This window comes from Loigolactobacillus backii (genome assembly GCF_001663675.1).
GTDB lineage: Bacteria > Bacillota > Bacilli > Lactobacillales > Lactobacillaceae > Loigolactobacillus > Loigolactobacillus backii.
Genome location: NZ_CP014873.1, coordinates 1,298,893 through 1,314,705, shown reverse-complemented (window position 1 = coordinate 1,314,705; position 15,813 = coordinate 1,298,893). Strand labels below are relative to the sequence as shown.

Annotated in this window: 14 protein-coding genes; 3 read left to right on the top strand and 11 right to left on the bottom strand. The window is 40.2% G+C overall.

Annotated features, from left to right (window positions below; translation table 11 throughout):
* Positions 1-15 precede the first annotated feature (15 nt).
* The gene (locus tag AYR53_RS05705; RefSeq protein ID WP_068225563.1) at positions 16-582 is read right to left on the bottom strand and encodes a LemA family protein; all 567 of its coding nucleotides are present in this window, start codon (positions 580-582) and stop codon (positions 16-18) included.
* A gap of 517 nt (positions 583-1,099) precedes the next feature.
* Here AYR53_RS05705 and AYR53_RS05700 point away from each other — a divergent pair.
* The gene (locus tag AYR53_RS05700) at positions 1,100-2,335 is read left to right on the top strand and encodes a multidrug efflux MFS transporter (protein ID WP_068281172.1); all 1,236 of its coding nucleotides are present in this window, start codon (positions 1,100-1,102) and stop codon (positions 2,333-2,335) included.
* Between the two features lie 480 nt (positions 2,336-2,815).
* On the opposite strand, the gene AYR53_RS05695 is transcribed toward AYR53_RS05700, so the two are convergent.
* The 6 genes from AYR53_RS05695 to AYR53_RS05670 all read right to left on the bottom strand — a co-directional run bounded on the left by AYR53_RS05695 (position 2,816) and on the right by AYR53_RS05670 (position 9,416).
* Complete coding sequence (locus AYR53_RS05695; RefSeq protein ID WP_068225565.1) at positions 2,816-3,091, bottom strand: type B 50S ribosomal protein L31; 276 nt, start codon at positions 3,089-3,091, stop codon at positions 2,816-2,818.
* Positions 3,092-3,203: 112 nt separating this feature from the next.
* On the bottom strand, positions 3,204-4,496 hold the full coding sequence (gene rho, locus AYR53_RS05690) for a transcription termination factor Rho (RefSeq protein WP_068225566.1): 1,293 nt from the start codon (positions 4,494-4,496) through the stop codon (positions 3,204-3,206).
* 137 nt (positions 4,497-4,633) lie between these two features.
* Positions 4,634-5,917 carry a UDP-N-acetylglucosamine 1-carboxyvinyltransferase gene (locus tag AYR53_RS05685; RefSeq protein ID WP_068225567.1) on the bottom strand — a complete coding sequence of 428 codons (1,284 nt, stop codon included), beginning with the start codon at positions 5,915-5,917 and terminating at the stop codon, positions 4,634-4,636.
* Positions 5,918-6,223: 306 nt separating this feature from the next.
* Entirely contained in the window at positions 6,224-7,822 is a 1,599-nt protein-coding gene (locus AYR53_RS05680; protein ID WP_068225568.1) for a CTP synthase, read from the bottom strand.
* Between the two features lie 375 nt (positions 7,823-8,197).
* Positions 8,198-8,848: a DNA-directed RNA polymerase subunit delta gene (rpoE, locus tag AYR53_RS05675; RefSeq protein ID WP_068281173.1), complete on the bottom strand. Its 651-nt coding sequence runs from the start codon at positions 8,846-8,848 to the stop codon at positions 8,198-8,200.
* Between the two features lie 121 nt (positions 8,849-8,969).
* Positions 8,970-9,416, bottom strand: coding sequence for a YwiB family protein (locus AYR53_RS05670; protein ID WP_068225570.1), 447 nt, complete (start codon positions 9,414-9,416; stop codon positions 8,970-8,972).
* A gap of 154 nt (positions 9,417-9,570) precedes the next feature.
* Here AYR53_RS05670 and AYR53_RS05665 point away from each other — a divergent pair, with 154 nt between their 5' ends.
* Positions 9,571-10,923: an HD domain-containing protein gene (locus AYR53_RS05665; RefSeq protein ID WP_068225571.1), complete on the top strand. Its 1,353-nt coding sequence runs from the start codon at positions 9,571-9,573 to the stop codon at positions 10,921-10,923.
* On the opposite strand, the gene AYR53_RS05660 is transcribed toward AYR53_RS05665, so the two are convergent.
* On the bottom strand, positions 10,920-11,393 hold the full coding sequence (locus AYR53_RS05660; protein WP_068281174.1) for an NUDIX hydrolase: 474 nt from the start codon (positions 11,391-11,393) through the stop codon (positions 10,920-10,922). The two genes, AYR53_RS05665 and AYR53_RS05660, sit on opposite strands and share 4 nt — an antisense overlap.
* A gap of 218 nt (positions 11,394-11,611) precedes the next feature.
* Entirely contained in the window at positions 11,612-12,607 is a 996-nt protein-coding gene (gene rlmN, locus AYR53_RS05655; RefSeq protein ID WP_068281175.1) for a 23S rRNA (adenine(2503)-C(2))-methyltransferase RlmN, read from the bottom strand.
* A 190-nt stretch (positions 12,608-12,797) separates the two neighbouring features.
* On the opposite strand from rlmN, the gene mscL reads away from it, so the two are divergent.
* Positions 12,798-13,220 carry a large-conductance mechanosensitive channel protein MscL gene (gene mscL, locus AYR53_RS05650; protein ID WP_068225574.1) on the top strand — a complete coding sequence of 141 codons (423 nt, stop codon included), beginning with the start codon at positions 12,798-12,800 and terminating at the stop codon, positions 13,218-13,220.
* A 303-nt stretch (positions 13,221-13,523) separates the two neighbouring features.
* Here the strand turns inward: mscL and AYR53_RS05645 are convergent, their stop codons facing one another.
* Positions 13,524-14,453: a YdcF family protein gene (locus AYR53_RS05645; protein ID WP_068281176.1), complete on the bottom strand. Its 930-nt coding sequence runs from the start codon at positions 14,451-14,453 to the stop codon at positions 13,524-13,526.
* Positions 14,454-14,819: 366 nt separating this feature from the next.
* A complete protein-coding gene (locus AYR53_RS05640) occupies positions 14,820-15,797 on the bottom strand; it encodes a ribose-phosphate diphosphokinase (protein ID WP_068281177.1) in 978 nt (325 codons plus the stop codon).
* Between the last annotated feature and the right edge of the window lie 16 nt (positions 15,798-15,813).

Here is a 15,813-nt window from a genome sequence, read left to right as displayed (position 1 = left end):
AGCTTGCCCACCTTTTTAATCGTTAAACGAAACTTTAGGCGCCTTTTTTTCATCACTAGGTGTTTCAAGGTAATTTATTTTTGAAAAATTATGAATTGGTGCAATAATATTACCCGGAAATGTTTGAATTTTATTGTTGTAATTAACTGCACTAGAGTTATAAAGTTGCCGTGAATAGGCAAGCTTATTCTCAGTATTTGAAAGTTCTTCCATTAACTGACCGAATTGCTGATTGGCCTTCAAATCAGGGTAACTCTCAGAAAGTGCAAAAATACCCTTCAAAGAATCACTTAATTGATTTGATGCGGCCATAGTTTGTTCGTGATTAGCTGCAGGCACCGTTGCCAACTGGTTACGCTTATCAATGACGTCCGTTAGTGTCTTCTGTTCGTGTTTAGCGTAACCCTTAACTGTCTCCACTAAATTAGGAATTAAATCATTCCGCCGTTTGAGCTGGACGTCGATCTGACTCCAAGCTTCATCAGTCCAATTATGTGTGCGTACAATGCTATTGTAAAAGCCAATATAACTACCTGCGGCTATGATTGCCAACACAATAACAATTACGATAATCCATAGCATAATAAAACCTCCTTTAACATCAAGTAACTTGCCCTTATACTACCAGAGCACCACCTTTTAATAAAGTAAAACTAATCAACTTGGATAGAATTTAACAATTACTGATTTTAAACTTAATTAATTTAATAATGAATTACCAAAAGCATTTAGTGGTAAGATGGCTTATAATGTTTTTATCGTGTTTACACAAATAATTAGTAACAAACCAAGTTGCGGCGCAATACTATTTTTATATTCGTAACTCAATTTAGCTTGAACGTGCTGGGTTTATTTGAAAATTATTCTTGCTAATATTTTTCTGGTCAAATTTAGCTTAAACGTGGCACCAATAATCTTCAATCTGTGGCGTAATCGTAATCCCTAAATGTCTTTTGAGATTTTCTAAATAACTAGTTTTAACAATCGTGTTGATAATTACGTGGCGGCACTTTATTAAACTTGTTCAGATAAATTTTGGATTGGCGTTGAAAGGGCACACAAACTACAATAATCATTTAAAAACTAAGGAGGTTCGACTTTGGAACAGACAGTAACTAAGCGACCAAGGCGTCCTGAGTGGCGCCAAAATTTATTCATTCTTTGGTTTGGTTGTTTTATGGCGGGCATGGGCTTCAGCCTAGTGCTACCATTTATGTCACTTTATATTGATACATTAGGTAAATTTTCCACTTTACAACTCAACTTTTGGAGTGGTTTGACCTATTCATCCACTTACCTTGTAACGGCAGTTATTTCGCCATGGTGGGGCCAATTGGCCGATCAAAAAGGTCGTAAGTTGATGTTGCTGCGAGCCTCGGCCGGAATGGCAATTGTTCTTGCCGCAATGGGCCTAGTTAGTAACGTTTATGAATTAATCGCGCTACGTGCACTTCAGGGTGTTTTTTCCGGCTTTATTAGTAACGCCAATGCGCTTATTGCAACTTCGGCCCCCCGCGAAAAAAGTGGCCAGGCGCTGGGAACTTTAACCACCGGTAGCGTATCCGGAATGATGCTAGGACCACTACTTGGTGGCACAATTGCCGGATCGTTTGGCTATCGGCTTACTTTCTTCATCACTGGTGGTTTGCTCGCCACGGTCTTTTTTCTCTGTTTGTTCTTTGTTCACGAAACTTTTACACCAGTTGAAAAAGCAAAGCAATTACCGGCCAAACAAATTTTTCATGAACTTAAGTTTCCGCACGTCATTATTGGTATGTTTATTACAACTATGATTATCCAGGCGGCCAATAATTCGATTAGTCCAATCCTTAGTCTGTTTGTCCGGCAACTAATGCACTACCACGGAAACGTTGCGCTGGTTAGCGGCATTATCGCCTCACTACCCGGAATCGCTACGCTCTTTGCGGCCCCTCAGTTTGGTAAGCTCGGTGACCGAATTGGTACGGAACGAATCCTAATCGTTGGCCTAATTTTTGCAATGTGTGTTTACATACCACAAACCTTTGTCCGTAATGTTTGGCAGCTAGGTGCACTACGCTTATTAGTGGGTATTTCCGACGCTGCGTTATTACCCGCCGTTCAAACCTTATTGGCTAAATACTCACCGCACACCGTTGCCGGCCGAATTTTTAGTTATAATCAATCATTCCAATCAATGGGTCAAGTAGTTGGACCATTATTAGGATCTAGTATCTCCGGCGCATTTGGTTATGGTGGTGTTTTTCTATCAACATCAATCTTGGAATTTGTAAACTTAATTTGGGTCTGGCGCAGCACTGGGCCGCTCCGGCTGGCCCGGAAGCAAAAAAAATAGTAAAAAATCACTGACCAACCATTAGATCTTACGTCTAACGGCTGGTCAGTGTTTTTTAAATTAGAAAGTATTTGGAAAAATAGCTTTCCTGTGCTTACTCCAGTGATTAGTGTCACTATTATACATTGCTAATAAAATAACGTATTTTCGTACGCCCAATAGAGTATACTTCCCCCACACTTTTTTGATAAAATTTATATTTACCTTAAAGTTGTATAAAAAACCGTCACAAACGAGCGACGGAAAGTTTGGGGGAACTTTTTTAGAGTGTAAGTTAATGTGTGAACTTAAAGTATATCACTACACTTTAAGTATCTTTAGTATACCGCACTCCAGCCTGATTTTAAGCTCATTATTTAAGACTTTTATTTTCAATAATCGAGTTTAAAGCAATTTATAAATAACTAAAAAGGCTACAAACTTTCCGAACAGTCACACTGCCGGGAAAGTTCATAGCCTTTTTTGAAATATTCAAGCTTATTAATCGTCTTGTTTTGGTGCCGCATTCTGATCGGCAAAGCCATATTTCTTGTTGAAACGATCCACTGCGCCATCGGCTTGCGTGAACTTCTGCTTACCAGTGTAGAATGGATGAGAATCAGAAGAAATTTCGACCAAGATTAATGGGTAAGTGTTACCATCTTCCCATTCAACTGTTTGATCGGATGTCTTTGTTGAACCAGATAAGAATTTGAATCCAGTTGTTGAATCTTGAAAGACAACTGAATGATAATCTGGATGAATTCCTTGTTTCATAATCTTTCGCTCCTTTGCCCTGAATCATACCCGTAAACGAGCCTGCGAGACAGAGATAATATTTAGCCTAATGCAACTAGTAAATAATAACATGGTCAAACTTAATTTGCAATTAGTGCCGCAAATTTCGATTATTATTTTTTCTTAATTCTAATTTATTAAGTTGCTGGAAAAATTCAGCATTGGTTTTCGTCTTTTTAAGAAAGCCTAATAACTGGCTCGTATAATCCAGTGCGTCACCAGACATTGAACGCCGAAGCCGCCAAACATCTTCTAATTGTGCTTTGGAGATTAATAACTCCTCTTTACGTGTACCTGATTGTTTAAGATCAAGTGCTGGGAAAACTCGGCGCTCCGATAATTCACGGGATAGGTGTAACTCTAAATTGCCGGTTCCTTTAAATTCCTCATAAATAACGTCATCCATTCGACTTCCCGTATCAACCAAAGCAGTTGCTATAATTGTTAGGCTGCCACCTTCTTCAATGTTACGCGCCGCACCAAAGAACCGTTTTGGCCGGAAAAAGGCCGCTGGATCAAGACCTCCGGATAACGTTCGCCCACTAGAAGGTGTCGTTAAATTATAGGCCCGTGTCAATCGAGTTATAGAATCTAGTAAAATAACAACATCTTGTTTATCTTCCACTAGGCGTTCAGCACGCTCCAACACTAGCTCAGAGACTCGCGCGTGATTTTGGGGTTGCTGATCAAAAGTCGAAGAAACAACATCACCCTTAACCGAACGTTCAATATCCGTCACTTCTTCAGGTCGTTCATCAATTAGCAATACAATCAAATAAGCATCCGGATAATTTTTGGCGATACCATTTGCTATCGCTTTAAGTAAACTTGTCTTTCCGGCCTTCGGTGGGGCAACGATTAGCCCACGCTGACCAAATCCAATTGGGGCAAACGTATCAATTAATCGTGTAGCAAGTTGCTGTGGGGTTGTCGTTACCTTAAGCTGTTGCTGCGGATAAAGTGCAGTTAAGGCTGGAAAATGGGGCCTTGCCTTGGCCTCCTCAGGATCTTTTCCGTTAACTGTGTCGACGTGCATCAGGCCATAATAACGTTCGGAGGCCTTAGGTGGCCGCGCACGGCCAACTACCTTGTCACCAGTTCTTAATCCAAAACGGCGAATCTGCGATGCTGAAATATAGATATCCTCTTGTGAAGGACCATAATTAATTGGTCGTAAGAACCCAAATCCTTCACTGCTAACAATCTCCAAAACGCCCTCCATCGACACGAATCCTTGCTTTTTAGCCTGTGCTCGTAGGACGGCCAAGGAGAGTTCTTTCTTATTCATTTGACTATAATAAGGAATTTTAAAATCCCGCGCGAATTGATAGATTTCCTTTAGTGTTCGATTTTCTAATTCACCCATGGTCAAAAAGTCGCTCATTTCAACCCTGCTTTCTTTTCACTTAAAAAGAGAGCTAAACAATTTCACCGAACTAATCGGTAAAAACTGATTTCGCTTGATCTTCATCGAAATTCAGTCATTCCTTGTCTCACTCTCTTAATTATTTAAATTTATACTTAACTTGCCGATGCAGACTTAACGTCATCAATAATTTCAACTTGGGCACCTAGGCCACGAAGTTTACTAACAACACGATCATAGCCACGCAAAATATTATCAACGTTATAAATCGTTGTGACACCCTTTGCCATTAAACCAGCCGTCATCAAGCAAGCGCCGGCACGAATTTCATCGGCCGACACTTCGGCCCCGGATAACTGATCAGCATGGTGCAAAATAATAACATCATTTTCAATTGTAATATCCGCACCCATTCGAATCAATTCAGGTACGTGCTTAACCCGCTTAGGGTAAATTGTATCAACAATTAGCCCTTCACCCTTTGCTTTGAGCATTAAAGGTGTAATCGGCTGCTGCAAATCAGTGGCAAAACCTGGGTACGGTGCAGTTTTAATTTGAACCATCTTTAATGACTTGGTTGGATGAACAAAAATACTATCTTCATAATAATCCAGCTGGACGCCCATTTCTTCCATTTTGGCAAGAAACGCATCCAAATGTTCAACAATAATATTTTTAACCAGAACCCCATCACCGGCAGCGGCCGCCATTGCTAAATATGTTCCGGCCTCAATTCGATCAGGGATGATCGTATGGGAATTATGCGCGGCCAGATGATCCACGCCTTCAATTCGGATAGTGTCCGTGCCGACACCCCTGATATTAGCGCCCATGTTATTTAAAAAAGTCGCCAAATCAATAATCTCTGGTTCTTTAGCAGCATTTTCGATAATTGTTTTTCCTTTAGCCTTAACGGCCGCTAGAATAACGTTAATTGTTGCGCCAACGGAAACCATATCTAAAAAGATACGGGCACCATGTAGCCCTTCATCAGGCGCTTTAATGTACATTGCACCATGTTCATTAGTTACTTGTGCGCCCAGAGCCTCAAAACCCTTAATGTGCTGGTCTATTGGTCGGGGACCAATATCATCGCCACCTGGGAGCCCAACAATCGCCTCACCAAATTTACCCAGCAATGCACCCATAAAATAATATGATGCCCGCAGGCTCTTTATCCGACCGTTAGGAAGTGGTGTTGGCAAAATATGGGTTGGGTCGATTGTCAGTACGTCACCTTCAAACTTTGAAGAAACCTGCATTGACTTTAGAATTGACATTAAATTGTGCACGTCTTTTATGTCCGGCACGCCGTCAAGCGTTACCGGTGTATCGGCTAAAATTGCAGCCGGAATCAGCGCAACAGTACTATTTTTAGCACCGCCGATGGTTACTTCACCGGATAACGGTTTTCCGCCCATGATCCTCATTTTCTTCATACTTTGCTTTCCTCACTTCAATTATAATCATTTCAATAATAAAGAAAGAACTGTAAAAATACAATAGCTTATCTCAATTGGTTAGTAAATTCTCACAAATTGCGCTCATTTTTTTGAAAATCTCCGTTTATTTAACAAATATTTGACGATACAACAAAAATTTAGCCGGTTGCCATCACATAATAGTACAACACGAAGATCTGGATACAGCAAAGGGGCTGGAAGTCCAGCCCCTCCTTAAATATTTTGACATAGTCGTTAACCAAAAGGCAAGTTCTTACTGTAAATCTTAAACTTTACTATGGTTTAACTATGACTAGCCGTTTTAATAAATGCTTTGTACAGGCCCTCTGGACGAGTTGGGCGGGAAATAAATTCCGGATGATACTGACAAGCAACAAAGAAGTCATTTTGTGGTAATTCAACGATTTCAACCAAACGATCATCAGGTGAAACCCCAGAGAAAACTAAACCTTTGTCAGCCAATAGCTGGCGGTATTTGTTGTTAAATTCATAACGGTGGCGATGACGTTCTTGGATTTCAGGAACATTATTATACGCCTGTGCCGCAACTGAACCTGGTTTTAACTTACAAGGATATAGACCTAAACGCAAAGTGCCACCAAGGTTTTCTTCCGCGTTTTGATCAGGCATTAAATCAATAACGGGTTCCGTTGAATCAGGACGCGTTTCGGATGAGCCGGCATCCTTTAGACCAGCAACATTCCGGGCAAATTCAACGCAGGCCATTTGCATGCCTAAACAGATACCTAAAAATGGTAAATTATTTTCCCGGGCGTATTTGATTGACGCAATTTTACCTTCCAAGCCACGATCGCCAAAACCACCAGGAACCAATAAGCCATCGGCATCTTTTAAGATGGACGCAACATTATCGTCATTAACGTTTTCAGCGTTAATCCGCTCAACTTGAACATCAGTATCAAAGGCATAGCCAGCGTGTTCTAATGCCTCAACAACTGAAATATACGCATCTTTTAATTCAACATATTTACCAACTAAAGCAATTTTAGTTGTCTTCTTCAAATTATGAACTTTATCATTTAGTGCGCTCCATGCAGACATATCGGCCTTAGGTGCCGTCATCTTAAAATGTTTTAAAACAATATCATCCATATTTTGTGCCTGTAAATTAAGCGGAATTTGATAAAGTGTATCAACATCTAAGGATTCGATAACAGCCTCAGGGTCAACATCACAGAATAAAGCAATTTTATTACGCATTTCTTGCGTAATTGGTTTTTCAGAACGAACAACCAAAACGTCTGGTTGAACCCCCATCCCCCGTAATTCATTAACCGAATGCTGGGTTGGCTTAGTTTTCATTTCACCAGCCGCCCGTAAATAAGGAATCAATGTCGCATGGACGTACAAAACATTATCGCGACCAACATCGGCCTTCATCTGCCGAATTGCTTCAATGAAAGGTAGGGATTCAATATCACCGACTGTCCCACCAATTTCGGTAATGATAATATCTGAATCAGTTGTTGTTGCTGCCCGCATAATTTTTTCCTTTAAAGCATCAGTAATATGCGGGATTACCTGAACCGTGGCGCCTAAATAATCGCCATTACGTTCTTTTTGTAAAACTTCACTGTAAATCTTACCAGTAGTCACGTTAGAATATTGATTTAAATCTTCATCAATAAAACGCTCGTAGTGACCAAGATCAAGATCAGTTTCGGCACCATCATCAGTAACAAAAACTTCCCCGTGTTGGTATGGATTCATCGTGCCGGGATCAATGTTGATGTAAGGATCAAATTTTTGAATCGTTACTTTCAAACCTCTGTTTTTTAGAAGACGTCCAAGTGAAGCTGCTACAATACCTTTACCTAGTGAAGAAACAACGCCGCCTGTTACAAAGATATACTTGGTCATATCAAAACTCCTTTAAATTTTTTCTGCGGGATCCACAAACCCGGTTTTCACCAAAAAACAAAAATAAGCTCCCTATTCAAATGAACAGGGAGCTTACTAACCGTTCCGTTGGCTTTACAGATAAGACCTGTAAAGCGCCCAAGCAATATAATACATGGAAATCAAAATAGCGTCAAGTCCAAAGTGTTAAAAATGGGCATGTTTATCAAAAAATGACGGGTGGGACAAAAGTCTGGACACACGTTCTAGAGTAATAAAAGCGGCTAGGAATTTTATCCCAGCCGCTTATTGTTTCCGGATATTACGCTAGAATATGCGCCAAAAGTCTGGACCAAAACCGACTTTTGTCCCACTTCCTCGTCTATCTTTACTTAATTATTCATCATCATCGTCGTCATCTGTATCATCGTCATCATCAGCACTGAAGTCAGCTGAATCCGAATCATCATCCGCATCAACGTTGAATTCAGATAATTCACCTTCCATACCGTCTGGGAGGCCAGTATCTGCATCATCATCGTCCGCGTCAACATCATCAAGATCAGACGTTAAATGCTTTGGTGTAACTGCTGCATCAGTTGCATCATCATTGTCAACGTATTCAGCCTCATCATCGAGGTCAGAATCGTCATCTTCTGGATCATCATTATTATAATCGATTACATCATCGTCATCATTGACGTCAGCAAGAAAGGCGTTAACCTTCTTACGCCGCTTACGTTGTGGCTGATCTTCATCATCTTCTGGATGATTCACTTCTTCATCGACTGAATCGAATGGGTACCATGAACGTAGACCCCAAACGTTTTCGCCCAACGAAATAAAGCTGCCATCAACGTTTAAATCCGTATAGAATTGTGATAAACGGTCTCTAACCTCAGCATCAGTCTCACCAAGATAACCTTGAATAGCATTTACTAAATCGGCAAATGGTAAGACATCACCCTTTTGCTCTAAAATAGCATGTGCCACTTCGATCATTGATAATTCATTTTTCTTTTGTCCTTTAAAAACGTCGAGTTCCAACAGGTACACGTCCTTTCAGCAGTCTAACCGATAGCATACACTCTTTTATTAAAATTAGCAAGTCAAACACGTTTACATTAGTTCTTCCAGAAAAACATCAACAATACTCTCTTTAAACACTCTAAGCAGTGAAAACCAACCGCAGCCGATAATCACCTAAATGTTCATTTTGAGCAAATAATTGGTACTCAATGTAGATTTCACCAGATACTGGCTGTTCTTTAACCCGAATATTCAACCGCGGCGTAATTGTCTCAATTGGAATAGTGCCGTATGGGGTTTGGTAGTGAGCGACTAAGCGTGTATTACGACTAAAACGTAGATGCAACTGTTGGCCACTTTCTCGATCACCACGAGTTAGCTTAACGTCACCTTCAGGCTCCACCTTAAGTGTGACTGGAATTAAGGAGCCATCATCTTCAGAAGTTTCCTTATAGCGAATATATAATGTTTGACCCATTTTTACCAGTTGGCCGGCTTCATCAAAAACGTGTTGCGTTTCTTCATCATCTTGAGTTACAAATGTTTCTAGATGAATTGCAATTGGTAAACCAGTTGATAAATCCATGACTTATAACCTTCTTTATTTAGACTTTGTGAATATTATAAGTCATTTAACAACCTTTGCCAAAGAAAGCTAACCTTTATTAATAAATGCTTAAAGCCAAATTTATTCTAGACAGGTATAATGAAAACAAAGATCAATCAAAGGAGTTATTCAAATGTCTTATCGTAACCAACTACTAAAACGAGAAAAGGTTTTTCGCGATCCTGTTCACAATTATATTCACATCCAACACCGTGTCATTCTAGATTTAATAGATACTAAGGAATTTCAACGCTTACGCCGAATTAAGCAATTAGGAACGGCCTCATTTACCTTTCATGGTGCTGAACATAGTCGCTTTGGTCACTCACTTGGTGTTTACGAAATTGCCCGCCAAATCTGTGATAATTTTGCCCGCAATTTTCCTAGCCAAGAACCTGGTGATGGGCTGTGGGACGACTCAGAACGCTTAGTCGTTTTATGCGCCGCTTTACTTCACGATATTGGCCATGGCCCCTATTCACATACTTTTGAACATATTTTTCACACTAATCATGAGCAAATTACTGTAGCCATCCTGACTTCTCCAGAAACTGAAGTTAACCACGTTTTGCGCCGAGTTAGCCCAGATTTTCCCGAACAAGTGGCCAGTGTCATCACGCATGACTACCCTAATCCACAAGTTGTTCAAATGATCTCAAGCCAAATCGACGCTGATCGAATGGATTATTTACTGCGGGATGCTTACCATACCGGAACTGAATACGGTAAGTTTGACCTCACCCGCATCTTACGGGTCATGCAACCTTATAAAGATGGGATTACTTTCTCAATGGAAGGGATGCACGCAGTTGAGGACTACATCCTTAGTCGCTTCCAGATGTATATGCAGGTCTACTTTCACCCTGTTTCTCGTTCCATGGAAGTTATCTTAGAACATTTACTCAAACGAGCTAAATTACTTTATGATCGTCATGCTCTAAGTGAAAGCTTTATTCCGCACCTATTAGTTCCATTTCTTGAAGATGATTTCACCTTAGCGGATTATCTAAAATTAGATGATGGGGTGCTAACCACTTACTTTATTCATTGGCAGGATTCCAGTGACCCAATTCTCAGTGATTTAGCCTACCGCTTTTTAAATCGGCGCCCATTAAAATCGGCGCAAGTAACTGAGGACACCAAGGATTTAGTCCCAATTTTGCAAAAGAAGGTCGCCGCCGTCGGTTATGACGCTAATTATTACACTGCAATCAACAATAGTTTTGACTTGCCTTATGATGCGTACAATCCAAAAGCAGCCAATCCAAAGACCCAAATTGAGATTAGTCAACCCGATGGTAGCTTGATTGAATTATCAACCTTAAGTGATATTGTTGCGGCAATTAGCGGTAAATTTACTGGTGATGAGCGCTTCTTCTTTCCCAAAGAAATGTTGGCAGAAACAACTGATAATCTCTTTGCTGAGACCTATGACAGTTTTCAACAACATATCTTAAATGGTACCCTAATCCACACTTCAGATTAGAACGTGTCCTTGAAAGTGTTTCTAGGGCGCTGAAGCCACTGCTTAACTGCCCAGCGGTGAGTTGGTCGCTTTAGCTTTTGCTGCGCCTCTTTAACTGGCATCCAAGAAATCCGATTAAAGTCGCCTTCCAAGGGTTCCTGAATTTTCACAAAATTTTTGCCAGAATAAAAGTGGGCCGGATGATAATAGCCACTGTGCCGAAAAGTTGAATAGAAGTATTCACTAGCCGCACCCAGATAACAATTAATGGTGATAGTACCGCCAACTTCTTCAATGAGTTCCCGCGAAATAGTTGCAATATCATCTTCGCCGGCTTCAATACCGCCTCCAGGAAGTAAAAATGTTTTATTCGGTGGTGATACGACAAGAATATTTTCTTCACTTACATCAGGGATAACAATATACGCACCAATTCGTTTTTTATACTGAATTGCCGGGTCTTTTTTTCCAAAAACAATCTCCGGTGCCATGATCAAGCCTCCTTAATGTTCTAGTGTCCATTTTTACATTACTAAAGCTATTTAATTGTTCTCATTATAACTAACTCACTTCTACTTGGGAAGATTACTCACCCAAATGATAATCATTAATTAAGAAGTATTTCAAAAAAACGTGGTGTCCCCGAGCAACTATTAGCTGTTCGAGCACACCACGTTTTTTTGACCATAAACTTATTTTCAGATCGCGTTTACTTTAATTGTTTAATTGCCAACATTAATTCTGGACTGTAATCGTTTCTGATCACCGTATTAATACCTTGCTTTTTTAAAACATCAAAGAAGGCCAATTGGCGATTGCGTGAACTAGCTGCGTAACGGCTATCATCCTCAAGTGCCTGATAAGGAATCAAATTAACGTAAGCCAAATGATGAATATCTTTTAGTAGGTTAACTAGTTGTAAGGCATCTTCCGGCTGATCGTTGACGTCCTTCAGCATTACATATTGGAACGTAATCCGCCGGTTAGTCCGATCAACGTAAAAGTGAACCGCGTTAAATAACTTATCCAGGCTCCAATCCCGGTTGGTTGGTACCAAGCGACTGCGCAAATCATTACTAGGTGCATTTAAAGTAATTGCCAAGTTAACTTGAAGGTCAACGTTAGCAAACCTTTGAATCTTATCAGCTAACCCATTAGTCGTCACCGTCATATGGCGGGCACCAATTTCAAGCCCCGCCTGATCGTTAACAATTTTTAGAAAGCCTAGCACACTTGTAAGATCTGCCAGTGGTTCCTGACCGATCACCATAATATGGCTAATTCGTTCGTCAGTTTCCTTTTCATCCAGATAATGTTGCAAAGTTACTACCTGAGCAACTAATTCGCCAGTGGACAAATTACGTTCATCATCGTCATCAGCCTGGCTAGCAACATAAGCAGACAAGCCATAATCATGGTGCATTAAAGTCGTTGTAATATTAGCGCCATCGGCCAATTGAAATGAATAATCAGTTGCTGCCTGTTGTTCTTTTTCTTTCACTAGTGTCAGTGGATTGAACGAAAAGCTCTCCGTTAATTTAGCTATTGTCGCCTTTGACAAATTTGTCATTGCTTCAAAACTAGCAGCCCGCTTATTATAAAGCCAATCCCAGGTTTGAGTTGCCCGGAACTTTTTTTCACCGGCATCAAGGAACCACTGAAGAAGTTCTTTCTTAGTTAAGCCGTAAATGGTTGTTTTTATCATTTTTATATTTTCCTCACTTTTTAAAAGTCTACGCTTCATACTAATCTATGTTGGGTTAGCTTTCAAGCCAACCTCTGCTGAACGGCAGAAATCGCCATTGAAATTAAGCAAAAATTTTGTGCTGCTGTTATCTATTTGTATAATAGAGATAGGTTCCGTATAAGATAATTGTTATCCAAGGAGGGCAAGTATGTTAAAAGAATTTCGTGATTTTATTATGCGCGGTAACATAATGGACTTAGCAGTTGGGGTTATTATAGGTGGTGCCTTTACTACCATTGTCAAATCACTGACAACTAACTTGATCAACCCAATTTTAGCATTAGTCGTTGGTAAAGTAGATTTATCCAGTTGGGTCGTTAACGTTGGCCAAACCGAATTCAAAGTTGGTTCATTTTTGAACGACGTTATTAACTTCATCATCATTGCCTTTATTGTTTTCTTATTAATAAAGGCTCTGAAACGTGTACAAACAATGTCCGGCCATGAGAAACAAGAAGAAACAATCGAACCAACTCAAGAAGAACTTTATTTAAAAGAAATTCGCGATCTTTTAGCCAGTAAAACAACAACTAGTGGCACGCCTGGTGTCACACCAGACAAAACCGAATGATGTAGCAAAATCGTTAAATCGCAGGAAGTATAAAGTGTCATAGAGTGTTTGAAAAGGTGCTTCCACTAAATTGGCCGAAGAGAAGCTAATGAAGTCATTTTCCAAACACAACCTAAACTCAGCACAAAAGTTGTCGTTACAAGGCTGGGACAAAAGTCCTGGCCTTTTACTATTTCCGAGTATTACTCCAGAATGCGCGCCAAAAGTCTGGGTTCACATGCCAAACCGACTTTTGTTCCACTCCTGTGCCTCCAGCTTTTCTTAGGTCCTAATTATTAGACCATATTTTGTAAACTAGTTTACTTACCTAAGTAAAAATCCACCAACGATAAGCAACGAAAGGCCGATAACTAAATGCCACCAGCGATTCATAGCAACTAAAGCAACGTATTCCCGCAAAGTCCCCCACAATAGATAATTAGGTGGTGTAGGTGCACTCACCAATTGACAGGAAATACGTAATCGGCGGGCGTATAATCCAGTTCGAAAAATATGAAAATTACTAGTTATTATTGTTAAATCACCGGAAATCAACTGCCTGGTATAACTAAGATTTTCCAAAGTTGACGTTGCCTTTACCTCTTGAATAATTCGCTTACTAGGAATTTTATGCCGCTGCAAATACTCGGCCATCGCGGCGGCCTCTGTACGTGGTTCATCGCTGCCCTGTCCACCAGAAACAATAATTTTAGGTTTAATGGTAAGTTGCTGGTATAGCCGAACCGCCCGATCTAACCGCCACTGTAAAACTTGCGAAACATAGCCATCACGGCGTAACCCTGAGCCCAGAACCAATAGGTATGGTGTTGCCGGCCTTTTAAACGAAATAATATCCAGTAACGTCCCCGCAAGGTAGGCGACAAACCCAACAGCAAAATAGCCAATAATCAGCCACGATAGCTTTACGCCGACTGAATTGGTAAAACTAAAAATAATCGTCACAATTAGCCAACAACCAGCACTAAATAACAAACAACGTTGAAGTTTGCTTAAATGCAAACGATAACTTAAAAATAGCATGCCACAACCAATTGCGCCAACACTTAAATAACTGACTATGCGAATTAACACTAGACCGCCATTTTTAAAAAAAGGTGGACTAGCCGCATACCCCATCCAGATCAGGCAACCACCAATTAAAACCACAAGATAGCCATTAAGCAGGAGGCGGCGATCATACCGAGTTAAACCAAGCAATAAAATAATCGAAATAATTAACCACCTTAGTAACATATTCTCTCCTCCTTAATCACTAACTCACCACTACTATATTAACGCTAAGGAATGCCTGGAAAAGCGTTCACACTAACTTAATCAGGTAAGTACTAGTAAAGGAATTTTCCAAGCCCAGCCAAGGCAAAAACTAGGGTTTTAAATTTAATTTTAGAAAAGCGTGGAACGAAAATTAATTTTCGTTCCACGCTTGCCGTTACTTTTATTTAATTACTTAGAGCGTACCTTAAACCTATTTTTACATAGTCTCGCATGTACTTAACACACGCTCCAAACCAAGTCATGCTTGCAGATTACTTTTGCTAGTATTTACTAAATGATTTGGCCCAAACGTGCTCTGAATCTAAACGTTTTTCCAAACACTCGCTAAGCATCTTTATGAAATTTATTCTCAAATAATGGACTAACTGGCTTATTTTCGTGAATACGTTTAATCGCATCACCCATCAATGGGCCAACTGAAATTTGGACAACTTTATCAATTAATTTTTCTTTTGGTAATTGAATTGAATCCGTCACAACTAATTGCTTAATTGCGGAATCAGAAATTCGTTGAATCGCTGGACCAGAAAGAACGGGGTGTGTGGCACTGGCATAAACTTCGGTTGCACCAGCATCCATCAAAGCTTGAGCACCTAAAGTAATCGTGCCGGCCGTATCAATCATATCGTCAATCAAGATACACTTCTTACCCTTAACGTCACCAATAATGTTCATTACTTCAGCAACGTTGGCTCGTGGACGGCGTTTATCAATAATTGCTAATGGCGCCTTTAAAAATTCAGCTAGCTTACGTGCCCGCGTTACGCCACCATGATCAGGTGAAACAACAACGGCATCCTTATCAACACCATGTGTTAAGAAGTAGTCAGCAATCAAGGGCGCTCCCATCAAATGATCAACTGGAATATTGAAAAATCCTTGAATCTGTGCCGCATGTAAATCTAAAGCTAAAATTCGCGTGGCTCCGGCCATTTCTAACATATTGGCAACAAGCTTAGCCGTAATTGGTTCCCGGGAACGTGTTTTACGATCCTGCCGAGCATAACCATAATAAGGAATAACAACATTGATTGAAGCAGCCGATGCGCGGCGCAATGCATCAATCATAATCATCAATTCCATTAGGTTATCATTAACTGGTGCCGATGTTGATTGTATAACGTAGACTTGATCACCACGAATACTTTCTTCAATGTTGATCCGAATCTCACCATCACTAAACTTAGTAACAGTTGTTTTGCCTAATTCAACACCAACTTCTTGCGCAATCTTCTCCGCTAATGGCTTATTAGAATTCAAAGCAAAGATTTTTAGCTTCGGATCAAAATAATGTTCTGACATAAGAGCCTCCATTTAT

Excerpts from the sequence above, each read along its gene's own strand:
- AYR53_RS05705 (WP_068225563.1), bottom strand. The coding sequence starts at position 582 with ATGCTATGGATTATCGTAATTGTTATTGTGTTGGCAATCATAGCCGCA.
- AYR53_RS05695 (WP_068225565.1), bottom strand. The coding sequence starts at position 3,091 with ATGAAACAAGGAATTCATCCAGATTATCATTCAGTTGTCTTTCAAGAT.
- rho (WP_068225566.1), bottom strand. The coding sequence starts at position 4,496 with ATGAGCGACTTTTTGACCATGGGTGAATTAGAAAATCGAACACTAAAG.
- AYR53_RS05685 (WP_068225567.1), bottom strand. The coding sequence starts at position 5,917 with ATGAAGAAAATGAGGATCATGGGCGGAAAACCGTTATCCGGTGAAGTA.
- AYR53_RS05680 (WP_068225568.1), bottom strand. The coding sequence starts at position 7,822 with ATGACCAAGTATATCTTTGTAACAGGCGGCGTTGTTTCTTCACTAGGT.
- AYR53_RS05670 (WP_068225570.1), bottom strand. The coding sequence starts at position 9,416 with ATGGATTTATCAACTGGTTTACCAATTGCAATTCATCTAGAAACATTT.
- AYR53_RS05665 (WP_068225571.1), top strand. The coding sequence starts at position 9,571 with ATGTCTTATCGTAACCAACTACTAAAACGAGAAAAGGTTTTTCGCGAT.
- AYR53_RS05660 (WP_068281174.1), bottom strand. The coding sequence starts at position 11,393 with ATGGCACCGGAGATTGTTTTTGGAAAAAAAGACCCGGCAATTCAGTAT.
- rlmN (WP_068281175.1), bottom strand. The coding sequence starts at position 12,607 with ATGATAAAAACAACCATTTACGGCTTAACTAAGAAAGAACTTCTTCAG.
- mscL (WP_068225574.1), top strand. The coding sequence starts at position 12,798 with ATGTTAAAAGAATTTCGTGATTTTATTATGCGCGGTAACATAATGGAC.
- AYR53_RS05645 (WP_068281176.1), bottom strand. The coding sequence starts at position 14,453 with ATGTTACTAAGGTGGTTAATTATTTCGATTATTTTATTGCTTGGTTTA.
- AYR53_RS05640 (WP_068281177.1), bottom strand. The coding sequence starts at position 15,797 with ATGTCAGAACATTATTTTGATCCGAAGCTAAAAATCTTTGCTTTGAAT.